This is a genomic window from Lysobacter sp. A289 (assembly GCF_054072675.1).
Genome location: NZ_JBSVRN010000001.1, coordinates 2,121,432 through 2,133,600, shown reverse-complemented (window position 1 = coordinate 2,133,600; position 12,169 = coordinate 2,121,432). Strand labels below are relative to the sequence as shown.

Here is a 12,169-nt window from a genome sequence, read left to right as displayed (position 1 = left end):
TGTTCAGGCGTGTCCGGGCATCGTCGGGTCATGGCTGGAACGGCCGGCCAATAAAGGAGAACTCCATGTCCAATCTATTCCGGTGGCTCACTCCGGTTGCACTGGCGGCCGGTATCGGCCTGTCGGCGTTGGCTCCTGTGCCCGCCCACGCAAACGGTGGCGACGACCTGGTCCGGGTGCTGGTCAACGCGGCCGATGTGATCTTCAACAACGGTCATGCGTACTATCAGGACGACTATCGCAACAACCGACGCGGCGCCAACAACCGCCTCATCGTGGTGCGCGACAACCGTGGCAACCCTCGTTATTACCGCAACAGTTACCGCTCCAGCCCGCGCAACAACGCCCGCGACGTGAAGTGCAACAAGCACGGCAAGTGCAAGGTCAAGGCGACGTACTACGACCCGCGCTACGACCGGGATCGCAGCCGCTATCGTGCGCGGAATGATCGCGACTCGCGCCGCTATTACAGCCGGTCGTATCGCGACCGAGACGACGATTGAGCGCCGGCAAGGTAGGCTGATCCGTTCCCGCAAACATCCAAACGAGTATGTAATGAAGACTCCCAGCCTCATCAGGATCGTGTTCCCCGTGGTGGCTGCCGGCCTGCTTGCCATCACTGCGTTGCCGGCCAGCGCCGCCGGATCGGTTGATTGCGAAATGCGCTTCGACATGTCGGGCTGGTCGCTGTTCTACAAGACCGGCTCCGGCACCGGTACGGTCAGTTGCAGCAATGGCCAGCGCATGTCGGTGAAGATCCGTACCAAGGGTGGCGGCGTCACGGTTGGCAAGACCAATATCGTCGATGGTCGTGGCGAGTTCTCCGGGGTGTCGCAGATCGAGGACGTCCTCGGCACCTACGTCACCGCCGAGGCGCACGCAGGCGCGGGCAAGTCGGCCAAGGCGCAGGTGATGACCAAGGGCGAGGTTTCGCTGGCGTTGGCGGGCAAGGGCACCGGCTGGGATCTCGGTGTCGCGTTCGGGAAGTTTGTCATCTCGCGTTGACCGTGAGTCCCCCTGAAGGGAGTAGAACTATGAAGAACAAATCAACATCCAGGATGCTTGCCGTCGCCGCCGCAGTGGCCGCGTTGTTCGGGGCCGGACAGGTTGCGGCGCAGGACTTCAGCTTCGGCTGGAACCCGCGCAGCGGTGATGTCTGGGTCGACAGCCGGCTGGACGACGTCAACCGTTATGGTTCTCGCTATCAGCAGCCGTTCGTCGATGAAATGGTTCGTTACCACGGTGCCCCGCGTAGCTTGGTGAGCAGCTTGCTCACCGAGCGCAACTGGGCCCCGGGTGATATCTACTACGCGTGTGCGATCGCCCAGATCATCGGCCGCCCATGCCGTTACGTGGTCGATGAGTGGGAGCGCGACCACGCCCAAGGCTGGGGCAACGTTGCCAAGCGGATGGGAATCAAGCCAGGTTCGGCCGAGTTCCATCGGCTCAAGCGCGGCTTCGTATCGAGCTATGACCGTTGGGGCCGGCCGATCCGGATCGACGAAGACCTGTATCGCGACTACCCCGAGCGCGCCCGTGCTGCCCGTCTGCATGCCGATGATGATCGGGGCAAGAGCAAGGGCAACAAGAGCAACAAGAGCAACAAGGGAAATAGCAGCAACAAGGGCAACAAGGGCAACAACGGAAAGGGCAACAACGGCGGCAAGAAAAGTCAGGGAAACAACGGCAACGACAAGGGCCGGGGCAACTAGTTTCCCAGCAGTTCCAGGTAGGCGCGGATGCGTTTCGCGTTGGTGCCCGCATCACTCTTGCCGACCCGTGATACCGAGCGCACGTCGACCTGGCTGCCGCTGCCGCTGCCGGTGACTTCCGGTTCGACCCGGATCACCACATCGTCCTTGAAGCCGAACCACAACGTGGTCGCGGTGGCCTCGATGCGGCCACTGGCCGGGTCGGCGGCGACGATCTCCCAGTCCATGCTGCGCGCGGTGGACAGCGCGCGCTGGAATGCGTCGGCCGGCGGAACCCCGAGGTGGCGTGTGTCCAGGTCGGGGTAGGCGGTGGCTTGTGCTTGCGCCACCTCCGATCCGGCGTAAGCGGAAGGGTTGGTTGCGTCAGCTCGCAGCGGCAGGATTGCGACGAAAGTGGGCGGACGCTCGGTGTCGGTACTGATGTCGTGGATCGGCGGCACGGTCCTGGCCTGTCGCATCCCGTTCCAGGGCACGAATGCAACCGCGACACCCATCAGCAACGCGGCCACCAGCGCGCCGGTGCCGGTGCGCCGGATGCGCGGGATCAGCAACATCACCAGCGCGATCGCCGCTGCGGCCAAACCGGCATAGGCAGCCCAGCTCATCAGTTTGAAACCGGTGGGGAATGCCCAAAGTCCCAGCCGGGTGCCCGGCCCGGCCACGGCCAGCAGCAAGACGGCGATAACGCTCAGTGCGAGGGGGTACCGGGGTGCTTTCATGGCGGCTTCCATCGAGTGGCGGTCGGACGCAGTGTGAACCAGCCCGCGTCGGGATGCGAAGCGATCCCCGCACCGCCTTGATGCCGGGCTAGCTGCCAGACCCCCAAAGCTCCTCAAGGCGCCCGTCGCGGCCGCAACTGAATCGGTAGTACCTGTAACGGATCGGGTTCTTCTCGTAGTAGTCCTGGTGATAGGTCTCGGCCGGGTAGAACGCGGTCGCGACGACGACCTGGGTCGCGATCGGACGCTCGAAGCGACCGGAGGCCTGCCACGTGCGCTTGCTGGCCTCGGCGAGGCGTTGCTGGTCCTCGCCGATGGTGAAAATCGCACTGCGGTATTGGTCGCCGATGTCGCAGAACTGGCGGTCGACCGCGACCGGATCGATGTTGTGCCAGAACACCTCCAGCAACTTCTCGTAGCTGACCTGGCGCGGGTCGTACTTCACCTGCACCGCCTCGGCGTGGCCGGTGGTGCCCGCGGAGACCTGCTCGTAGGTCGGGTTGGCGACGGTGCCGCCGATATAGCCGGAGGTCGTCGATAGCACCCCGGGCAATTCGTCGTACGGCGGCTCCATGCACCAGAAGCAGCCGCCGGCGAACACCGCGACGGCGATGTCTGTCGAAGGCGCGGCGGCCTGTTGGGTGTCACCGACACTGCGCTCACCACTGCCCGATTGCGCGCAAGCTGCCAGCGCGGTCAGCAGCGGCAACAGCGCGACCAACATGGCCCGGCGCAAGGGATGTTTCCGCTGCTTGCGCGGCTGCCGGCCACAGCGGGGATCCCGTTGGGTTTGTGAGCCCGGATAGCTGGTCATGGCCGTCACCCCCGCAGTGCTGGAAGTTGCTGGCCTTGCGGCACAAAGCGTAATGCCAGCCCGTTGTTGCACCAGCGCTTGCCCAGTGGCGGCGGGCCATCGTTGAAGATGTGGCCCTGATGGCCGCCGCAGCGGGCACAGTGGTATTCGGTGCGCGGGATCAACAGTATGAAGTCGCGCTTGGTCCCCATCTGGCCGGCGATGGGTCGGGTGAAGCTCGGCCAGCCGGTGCCGCTGTCGAATTTGTCTTCACTGTTGAACAGCGGCAGATAGCACGCGGCGCAGAGGAAGGTGCCCAGGCGCTTCTCGGTGTCCAACGGACTGCTGAAGGCACGTTCGGTATTTTCCTTGAACAAAACATCAAAGGCCGCCGGACTGACCTTGTCGCGCCAGAAGGTGTCGGCATGACCCAGGGCCGACACGACCGCTGTGCCGGGTGGAAGTGCGGGCGGGGCGGCGCGTGAACAGGCCGGCAGCAGTGGCATTGCTGCCATCGCGGCCAAGCCTTGCAGGACGGTGCGACGGTTCATGGACGGTCTCCAGGCGCGGGGCGGTCGGGCACGTAAGGCACGTACGAATTGGTGTCGACTATTAGGTTGGACGTCTGGCGCGGCGGATAATTCCATCCCGGGGGGAAATCCAGCCTGCGGATCAACCAGGCGCACATTTTCGACAGTGACCCGGCACGCCGGTGACGACTGCCGTGGCAATTGGGCTACGTTGTAGGGAGCTGTTGTTTCCCCCCGCCCCCGGAGCCATCCATGAATCCAAAACCCGCCATTGCCGCTTGGCGCTGGATCTTGCTGCTGGCACTGGTTGTCGCGGTGGCGTGGGCCTGGCAGGCGGGCGCAGGCGACGCGTTGTCGCTGGAAAACCTGAAAGCGCGGCAGGCCGACCTGCTGGCGTGGGTGGCGACCAACCCGTGGCTTGCGGCGGGACTGTTCTTCCTGGTCTATGTCGCGGTCGCCGCGGCATCGATCCCGGGCGCGGCGGTGCTGACGGTAGCCGCCGGTGCGCTGTTCGGATTGCTGGAAGGCACGCTGTTGGTGTCGTTTGCCAGCACCATCGGCGCGTCGCTGGCGTTCCTGGTGGCACGCTTCGCGTTGCGCGACAGCCTGCGCCGTCGGTACGGCGAGCGCCTGAAGAAGATCGACGCCGGGGTTGAGCGCGATGGCGGGTTCTACCTGTTCACGCTGCGGCTGGTTCCGGTGTTTCCGTTCTTTGTGGTCAACCTGCTGGCCGGGCTGACCGCGCTCAAGCTGCACACCTTCTACTGGGTCAGCCAGCTCGGCATGCTGGCCGGCACCATCGTGTATGTCTACGCGGGCACCCAGTTGGCGGAAATACGCTCGTTGGGCGACGTGCTGTCACCGGGCTTGATCGGTGCCTTCGTGCTGCTGGGCCTGCTGCCGTTGCTGGCGCGATGGCTGACCCGGTGGTTGGCCGCACGACGGGTGTATCGCGGTTTCAAGCGGCCGGCGCGCTTCGACTACAACCTGCTGGTGATCGGCGCCGGCTCGGCCGGGCTGGTGTCGGCGTATATCGGTTCGACGGTCAAGGCAAAAGTCGCGTTGATCGAGAAACACAAGATGGGCGGCGACTGCCTCAACACCGGTTGCGTGCCCTCGAAGACCTTGCTGTGCACCGCGCGACTGTTGGCGCAAGCGCGTGACAGCCAGCGTTACGGCGTGCGCGCAATGCAGGTGGACTTTGATTTCGCCGAGGCGATGGAGCGCGTGCAGGCGGTGATCGCGAAGATCGAGCCGCATGATTCGGTCGAGCGCTACACCGGCCTGGGCGTCGAGGTGATCCGCGGTGAGGCGAAGATCGTCTCGCCTTGGGAAGTCGAGGTGGACGGTCGCCGGCTCAGTGCCCGCAGCCTGATCGTCGCCACCGGTGCGCGGCCGCTGGTGCCGACGCTGCCGGGCTTGGATACGGTCGACTACCTGACCAGCGATACCGTGTGGAGCCTGCGCAGCTTGCCCGGGAAATTGCTGGTGCTCGGCGGTGGCCCGGTGGGGTGTGAGCTGACCCAGGTGTTCGCACGCTTCGGCAGCCAGGTGACCCAGGTGGAGATGGCGTCGCGACTGCTGCCGCGCGAGGATGCCGATGCGGCGGTATTGGTGACCGACCAGTTGCGCGCCGACGGCGTGCACGTCGCCACCGCACACAAGGCCTTGCGGGTGGAAGCAAATGGCAGCGGCGGCTGCCTGGTGTGTGAGCACGAGGGCGCCGAGGTCAGGTTCGAATTCGACACCCTGCTGCTGGCGCTGGGCCGCACCGCCAATGTCGAAGGTTACGGGCTGGAGGAGCTCGGGGTGCAGCTGACCGCGCGCCGCACGATCGAAGCCGACGCATTGCTGCGGACCAACTTCCCCAACATCCATGTCTGCGGCGACGTGACCGGTCCGTTCCAGTTCACCCACGTCGCATCGCACCAAGCCTGGTACGCGGCCGTCAATGCATTGATCGCGCCGTTGTGGTCGTTCGACGTCGATTACCGGGTGATCCCGTGGGCGACGTTCACCGAGCCGGAGGTCGCGCGCGTTGGCCTGTCGGAGGACGAGGCAAGCCGAGAGCAGATCGAGGTCGAAGTCACCCGCTACGGCATTGATGACCTCGACCGTGCGATTGCCGACGGCGTCGACCACGGCTTCGTCAAGGTGCTGACCGCGCCGGGCAAGGACAAGATCCTGGGCGCGACGATTGTCGGTGCCCATGCGGGCGAGCTGCTGGCCGAGTTCGTGCTGGCGATGAAGCACGGTATCGGCCTCAACAAGCTGCTCGGCACCATCCATATCTACCCGACCATGGCCGAGGCCAACAAGTACGTCGCCGGCAACTGGAAGCGCGCGCATGCGCCGCAGGCGGTGTTGCGCTGGACCGAGCGATTCTTCGCCTGGCGTCGGGGCTGAGCGATGGATGCCACGGCGGTGCTGGCGAAGCTGACGGTGGTGGTGCCGGTGGGGCCGGGCGATGCGATGTCGGCGCGATTGCGCACGCAACTGGCGGCGTTGCCGTCACAGGTCCGGGTGGTTCATGCGCAGACCGGAGCGGTCGCGGACGCGTTCCCGGTGGCGCCTGCGGTTGTGGCAACCGTGGCGGGCCAGGGAGCCGGGGAAGCAGGTCAGCTGGCTATCGGCGAGACGGTTCGACCGTCGCCGCGCTGGCAGGTCATCGCTGCGCCACCCGGGCGCGCCACGCAACAGAATGCGGGTGCGCGCGATGCAGACGGTGAGTGGTTGTGGTTCCTGCACGCCGATTGTGTGTTGGCCGCCGGCACGTTGCCGGCGCTGGCGCGGTTTATCGATCTGGCCGGTGCATCCGATACCGCCGAGGCGGGATATTTCGACCTGCGCTTCCTCGATGACGGGCCGGTATGGATGCGCCTGAATACGCTCGGCACCTGGCTTCGCAGTCGCTGGCTGGGTTTGCCATTTGGTGACCAGGGCCTGGTCCTGCCGCGCGCCGTGTTTGAACGCCTCGGTGGTTTCGACCCGGTGCTGGACCGCGGCGAAGACCATGACCTGGTCTGGCGTTTGCGCCGAGCCAACGTGCGACTGCGGCCGATTGGCGCCTGGTTGTTCACCAGTGCACGCAAGTATGCCGAGCAGGGTTGGTGGTCGACCACGTGGTGGCACCTGCGCGAGACCTGGCGACAGGCCCGGCGCTTCTCGCAAAGTGAGTCGGGTCGATGAGCGGCGCGCTGGCGATCTTCGTCAAGACGCCCGGGCGTTCCGGCATCAAGACCCGGCTTGCGGCCGAGTGCGGCGAGGCCTACGCCATTGACTGGTATCGCCGTGCAGCCGCTGCGGTTGCATCGGTAGCGCGTGCCGCGCAGGCGCGCTTTGGGGTGACGGCCTATTGGGCCGTCGCCGAAAGCGACGCGCTGCACGCCTGGCCCGGACTGCCCACCATCGCGCAGGGCGAGGGTGGCCTGGGCGAACGCATGGGCCACGTGCACGCGCAACTGGTCGAACGCCACGGCTTCGGCCTGCTGCTTGGCGCCGATACACCGCAGCTCACGGTGGAGGCGATCGCCGGGGCGGCCGACTGGCTGTCGACACCGTCGCCGCGGCTGCTGCTCGGTCCGGCCGATGACGGTGGCTTCTGGTTGTTCGGCGCCAATACCGTGCCGCCGTTGCCAACGTGGACCGCAGTCCGCTACAGCACCTCTGACACCGCACAGGCGTTGCAGCACTCGATGCGCGACTGCGGCGACTGGCGCACACTGGCAACGTTGACCGACGCCGACCACGCCAGTGACCTGGTGGCCGTGCTGCGCGCCTTGGAGGCCTTGCCCGCTTCAACGCTGGAGCAACGCGACCTCGCGCACTGGATGCGCGAACCGCAGGGCTCCATCGTGGGTTCAACCTCATGACAGGCTCATGGAGCCATCGCGTCTTGCATTGGCGTCCGCGCCTTTTCGGAAATGACGGATCAAAACGAGGTCTTTCGATATTCCCGTGAGTTATCTGGATGCCATCGTCGGCCACGAAGCGGCACTGCGACTGGGCGGATTCGTGCTGGTGCTGTTGACGCTGGCGGTGGCCGAGCGGGTGTGGCCGGCGCGCGGTGATGCCGCGCCGGCGCCGCGTCAGTGGTCCAACCTGGGATTGGTGGTGCTCGACACGGCGTTGGTGCGCCTGGCGTTTCCGTTGCTCGCGGTGGTCCTGGCAACCCGGGTACATGCTCGCGGCGGCGGTTTGTTCGGCCTGCTGGATTGGGCGCCGTGGCTGGAGATATCGTTGGCGGTGTTGCTGCTGGATGCCGCGATCTACTGGCAGCACCGGCTGCTGCACGTGATCCCGCTGCTGTGGCCGCTGCATCGCGTGCATCACAGTGATGTCGCGTTCGATGTCACCACCGGAGTGCGCTTCCATCCGCTGGAGATTGGCTTGTCGATGGCGGTCAAGCTCGGGCTGGTCGTCGCGCTTGGGGTGCACCCAGCCGCCGTGGTGATCTTCGAGGTGTTGCTGTCGGCGGCCAGCCTGTTCACCCATGCCGACTTTGCCTTCCCGCCACGGCTGGACCGCAGCTTGCGTGTGGTGATCGTGACTCCGTCGATGCACCGCATCCACCATTCCGTGCGTCGTGAGGAAACCGACAGCAACTACGGCTTCAACCTGTCGCTGTGGGATCGCCTGTTCGGCAGCTATCGCGTGCGTGCCGCGGAACCCGAACGCAGCATGCCGATCGGCCTGTTGCAGTGGCGCGATCCAGCCGAACTGGGGCTGGGCGCGCTGTTGCTGCAGCCGTTCCGGCGTGCGCCACGCCCGCCGGATGCGGCCGCCCCCGTGGTGTCGGCCCGTCCCACGTCACCCAAGGACTCCCCACATGCATGACACCTGGCCGCTACTGCAGGACAGCGACTTTCCACGAATCCAGCGCGAGCGGCTGGACACGCTGCAGCTCAACCTCGGCTACCTGTGCAACCTCAGCTGCATCCACTGCCACGTCGCCGCCGGCCCGCGTCGCACCGAGTTGATGGACCGCGACACCATGGTGCTCGCGCTGGAGGTCGCAAAGCGGCACCGCGTCGGCACCCTCGATGTCACCGGCGGCTCGCCCGAGATGAACCCGGATTTCCGCTGGCTGGTGACCCAGGCGCGTGATGCCGGCCTGCATGTGATGGACCGGCTCAATCCCACCATCATGGAAGAGCCTGGCTACGAATGGGTCGGCGAATTCCTCGCGCAGCATCGTGTCGAAGCCATCGCCTCGCTGCCCTGTCACAGTCAGGCCAACGTCGACGAACAACGCGGGCAGGGTGTGTTCGAGGCCTCGATCCGCGCGCTGCAAACACTCAACGCGCTTGGCTACGGCCGTGACGGCAGCGGCCTGGTGCTCAACCTGGTCTACAACCCCAACGGCGCGTTCCTGCCACCGGGCCAGCAACAGTTGCAGGCCGACTACAAGCGCTTGCTGGGCGAGAATTTCGGTATCGTGTTCAACCAGTTGTTCGCGTTGGCCAACATGCCAATCCAGCGCTACGGCTCGTGGCTGCTGTCGAAGGGTCATTTCGCGACCTACATGGCGACCCTCAAGAGCGCGCACCGCGACGACAACCTGGACGGCGTGATGTGCCGCTCACTGCTCAGCGTCGACTACCAGGGGTACCTGTACGACTGCGACTTCAACCAGATGCTGCACCTGCCGCTGGGCGCCACCGGCCCGGCCACTGTAGGCGCGTCGCGGCCACACCTGCGTGACCTGATCAATGGCCCGCTGACGCGCAGGATCGCCACCGCGGAGCATTGTTACGGCTGCACCGCCGGCCAGGGTTCCAGCTGCGGTGGCGCGTTGGACTGATCCCTAGAGGAACATCCCGCCGGAGGCCTCGATGCGTTGCGCGTTGATCCAGCCGCTGCCCGAGGCGAGCAGCGTCGCCACCACGCCGCCGATATCGTCGGGCAACCCGGCCCGCCCCAATGCCGTATTGGCGGCGATCAGTGCGTTGAGATCGGCGTTGTCGCGCACCGCGCCGCCGCCGAAATCGGTCTCGATGGCGCCGGGCGCCAGCGTGTTCACGGTGATGCCGCGCGCGCCCAGTTCCTTCGCCTGGTAACGGGTGAGCACTTCGATACCACCCTTCATCATGGCGTACACCGCGTAGCCGGGTAGCGCGAAGCGGGTCAGCCCCGACGAGACGTTGAGGATGCGGCCACCATCGGCCAGCAATGGCAGCAGTGTCTGGGTCAGGAAGAACGGTCCCTTGAGGTGCATGGCCATCATCTGGTCGAACTGTGCGGGCGTTGTGTCGGCAAACGGCGTGTTCACGCCTAACCCGGCGTTGTTGATCAGGAAGTTGAAGTGTTCGCGTTGCCAGTGCGTCGCCAGTGTCTCGCGCACGGTGTCGGCGAAGGCCGGGAACTGCCCGGTGGCCGTCACGTCCAACCGCAGGGCCGTGGCGCGGCGGCCGAGCGCCTCGATCTCCGTGACGACGGCGTGCCCCTCGTCGGCATGGCTACGGTAGGTGAGGATGACATCGACGCCCTGGCGGGCGAGCGCAAGTGCAGCGTTGCGGCCAAGGCCGCGGTTTCCGCCGGTGATCAGGGCGATGGGGGAGTGGGTTGTCATGACAGGGATCCTTGGCGTCTGGGGGACGGCGCGAGTCCCGCGCCGAACAGCCACACTATTGGCCTGCGTCCAAATCATAAACACCTTAAAATTGATTTAATTGTTCATAGATAAGCAACAAAGCGCATGCATGACATTGATGCCATGAAGGTCTTCGTCCGCGTTGCCGAGCGCGCCAGCTTCACACGCGCCGCCACAGATCTGGGGTTGCCCAAGGCCAGTGCCTCCGTCGCGGTGCAGCAACTGGAAGCGCTGCTTGGCACGCGCCTGTTGCACCGGACCACGCGTCGCGTCGAACCCACCCAGGACGGCCTGGCCTTCCTGGAGCGCTGCCGGGACATGCTTGATGACATTGATGAGTTGCAATCGATGTTCCGCGATGACGAGCGTGACCTGCGCGGCCGTTTGCGGGTGGACATGCCGGCCGCCACGGCGCACCTGTTCGTGTTGCCGCACTTGCCGGAATTTCTCGCTTCGCACCCAGGCATCGAGCTCGAGCTGAGTTGCGCCGATCGGCGCGTCGACCTCGTTCGCGAAGGGTTCGACTGCGTGCTTCGCGTGGGCGAGTTGGAGGATGTCGGCAACCTGATTGCGCGACCGCTCGGTGTGCTGGAAATTGGCACCTTTGCCAGTGCCGACTATCTCCGGCGCCATGGCGAGCCGCTTAGTCCCGACGACCTGGATGCGCACCGCATGATTCATTACGCGCAGAGCTTCGGCGGACCGGCGGACGGTTTCGAATATCTCGACGGCGACGGTGTGCACGTACGACCGATGGCAGGCGCGCTCACCGTCAACAACACCGACAGCTACCAGGCCGCGTGCGTGGCCGGGCTCGGTCTGATCCAGGGGCCGACGGCGGGCGTGAGCCGCTTGGTCGAGGCGGGGCAGTTGAAGGAAGTGCTGACCGGTTATCGGGCAGCACCCATGCCGATGACCCTGTTATACGCACACCGACGCCACCTGCCGCGTCGCGTGCGCGTGTTCATGGACTGGCTGGCCGCGCGCCTGGCACCTTCGCTCAGGTAGCAGGCGGCGGGCCGTCAAATGGGTGTGGGCAGCAGCGCATCGCGCATTGCTCTTACATCGGAGGTATCGGCACGACTGACCAGCGCGTAGTTGTAGCCATCGTCCGACCAGTACGCCGTGGCCAGTTGTCCTTCGCGCCGTTGTCCGCGCAGTAGTGCGCCGGCGTGCGGTGATGGCGGACGGATATAGAAGCTGATGGCGTTGCCCCGCTGGTCTTCATACAGCACCATCGCCGCCGGGCCGCTGTCGGTGGCAGTCAGGCGGCCACCGACGGGATGAAAACCGGCGCCAGCCAGGTTTGGCAGCCGGGCGGCATTCTGGAAGCGCTGGTCCAGCCATGTCTGCAGCTCGCCCGCATGACGTTGCGTGATATCAAGTTGCATCCGCCGATCTACCGCAAACATGCGGTAGGCCTGCAGTGCGTCGGCCATCGGCGCTGCGGCCGTTGCTGTGGCGGCCAGCGGTGCTTCCGCGCTGGGCGCTGTCCGGCTGCGCGCCTGCCAACCGCCGATGCCACCCATGCCAAGCGTCAGCACCAGCGAGGCCGCCAACGCCAGACGCGCGCGCGTGCGATGCCGACGCCGTGCGCGGATCGCAGACGGATCGAGATTTGGCTGACCCGGCGACGGCGGCAAGCTGCCCAGCCGGGCGCGCAGTTGCTGCGCGTCACGCTGCCATCCGCGTATTTCCTCGGCGCGGGTCGGGTGGCGATCCAGCCACGCTTCCACACGTGCGCAACCGGCTTCGTCCAGATGGCCATCGATATAGGCGTGGATCTCGGCTTCGTCGAGCGATGGGCTGTTTTTGGTCATGTC

General features: G+C 65.7%; 14 protein-coding genes. 9 read left to right on the top strand and 5 right to left on the bottom strand.

All coding sequences use genetic code 11. The features are described 5' to 3' along the window. Positions 1-65 precede the first annotated feature (65 nt). From ACW5DN_RS09915 to ACW5DN_RS09905, 3 genes are read left to right on the top strand one after another with little or no spacing between them, the layout of a single operon-like run. Positions 66-503 carry a hypothetical protein gene (locus ACW5DN_RS09915; RefSeq protein ID WP_456962512.1) on the top strand — a complete coding sequence of 146 codons (438 nt, stop codon included), beginning with the start codon at positions 66-68 and terminating at the stop codon, positions 501-503. A 52-nt stretch (positions 504-555) separates the two neighbouring features. Beyond that, positions 556-1,005 carry a hypothetical protein gene (locus tag ACW5DN_RS09910; RefSeq protein WP_456962511.1) on the top strand — a complete coding sequence of 150 codons (450 nt, stop codon included), beginning with the start codon at positions 556-558 and terminating at the stop codon, positions 1,003-1,005. A gap of 29 nt (positions 1,006-1,034) precedes the next feature. Beyond that, positions 1,035-1,712: a hypothetical protein gene (locus tag ACW5DN_RS09905; protein ID WP_456962510.1), complete on the top strand. Its 678-nt coding sequence runs from the start codon at positions 1,035-1,037 to the stop codon at positions 1,710-1,712. Here ACW5DN_RS09905 and ACW5DN_RS09900 read toward each other — a convergent pair. From ACW5DN_RS09900 to msrB, 3 genes are all read right to left on the bottom strand, one after another. Further along, positions 1,709-2,431: a DUF1499 domain-containing protein gene (locus tag ACW5DN_RS09900; RefSeq protein ID WP_456962509.1), complete on the bottom strand. Its 723-nt coding sequence runs from the start codon at positions 2,429-2,431 to the stop codon at positions 1,709-1,711. The two genes, ACW5DN_RS09905 and ACW5DN_RS09900, sit on opposite strands and share 4 nt — an antisense overlap. An 88-nt stretch (positions 2,432-2,519) precedes the next feature. Then, entirely contained in the window at positions 2,520-3,167 is a 648-nt protein-coding gene (gene msrA / locus ACW5DN_RS09895; RefSeq protein WP_456962508.1) for a peptide-methionine (S)-S-oxide reductase MsrA, read from the bottom strand. Positions 3,168-3,250: 83 nt separating this feature from the next. Further along, positions 3,251-3,775: a peptide-methionine (R)-S-oxide reductase MsrB gene (gene msrB, locus ACW5DN_RS09890; RefSeq protein WP_456962507.1), complete on the bottom strand. Its 525-nt coding sequence runs from the start codon at positions 3,773-3,775 to the stop codon at positions 3,251-3,253. Between the two features lie 231 nt (positions 3,776-4,006). On the opposite strand from msrB, the gene ACW5DN_RS09885 reads away from it, so the two are divergent. The 5 genes from ACW5DN_RS09885 to arsS all read left to right on the top strand — a co-directional run bounded on the left by ACW5DN_RS09885 (position 4,007) and on the right by arsS (position 9,557). Beyond that, positions 4,007-6,160 carry an FAD-dependent oxidoreductase gene (locus ACW5DN_RS09885; protein ID WP_456962506.1) on the top strand — a complete coding sequence of 718 codons (2,154 nt, stop codon included), beginning with the start codon at positions 4,007-4,009 and terminating at the stop codon, positions 6,158-6,160. 3 nt (positions 6,161-6,163) lie between these two features. After that, on the top strand, positions 6,164-6,943 hold the full coding sequence (locus ACW5DN_RS09880) for a glycosyltransferase (protein WP_456962505.1): 780 nt from the start codon (positions 6,164-6,166) through the stop codon (positions 6,941-6,943). Next, complete coding sequence (locus ACW5DN_RS09875; protein ID WP_456962504.1) at positions 6,940-7,626, top strand: TIGR04282 family arsenosugar biosynthesis glycosyltransferase; 687 nt, start codon at positions 6,940-6,942, stop codon at positions 7,624-7,626. The genes ACW5DN_RS09880 and ACW5DN_RS09875 overlap by 4 nt, the downstream gene beginning before the upstream one ends. A gap of 85 nt (positions 7,627-7,711) precedes the next feature. Then, on the top strand, positions 7,712-8,590 hold the full coding sequence (locus ACW5DN_RS09870) for a sterol desaturase family protein (RefSeq protein ID WP_456962503.1): 879 nt from the start codon (positions 7,712-7,714) through the stop codon (positions 8,588-8,590). Further along, a complete protein-coding gene (arsS, locus tag ACW5DN_RS09865) occupies positions 8,583-9,557 on the top strand; it encodes an arsenosugar biosynthesis radical SAM (seleno)protein ArsS (protein ID WP_456962502.1) in 975 nt (324 codons plus the stop codon). The genes ACW5DN_RS09870 and arsS overlap by 8 nt, the downstream gene beginning before the upstream one ends. A 3-nt stretch (positions 9,558-9,560) precedes the next feature. Here the strand turns inward: arsS and ACW5DN_RS09860 are convergent, their stop codons facing one another. Continuing rightward, positions 9,561-10,325 (bottom strand): SDR family NAD(P)-dependent oxidoreductase, encoded by a 765-nt coding sequence (locus tag ACW5DN_RS09860; protein WP_456962501.1) that lies wholly within the window; start codon positions 10,323-10,325, stop codon positions 9,561-9,563. A gap of 126 nt (positions 10,326-10,451) precedes the next feature. On the opposite strand from ACW5DN_RS09860, the gene ACW5DN_RS09855 reads away from it, so the two are divergent. After that, positions 10,452-11,354, top strand: a complete 903-nt coding sequence (locus ACW5DN_RS09855) for a LysR family transcriptional regulator (protein WP_456962500.1) — start codon at positions 10,452-10,454, stop codon at positions 11,352-11,354. A gap of 14 nt (positions 11,355-11,368) precedes the next feature. On the opposite strand, the gene ACW5DN_RS09850 is transcribed toward ACW5DN_RS09855, so the two are convergent. Then, on the bottom strand, positions 11,369-12,166 hold the full coding sequence (locus ACW5DN_RS09850) for an anti-sigma factor family protein (protein ID WP_456962499.1): 798 nt from the start codon (positions 12,164-12,166) through the stop codon (positions 11,369-11,371). Positions 12,167-12,169 lie beyond the last annotated feature (3 nt).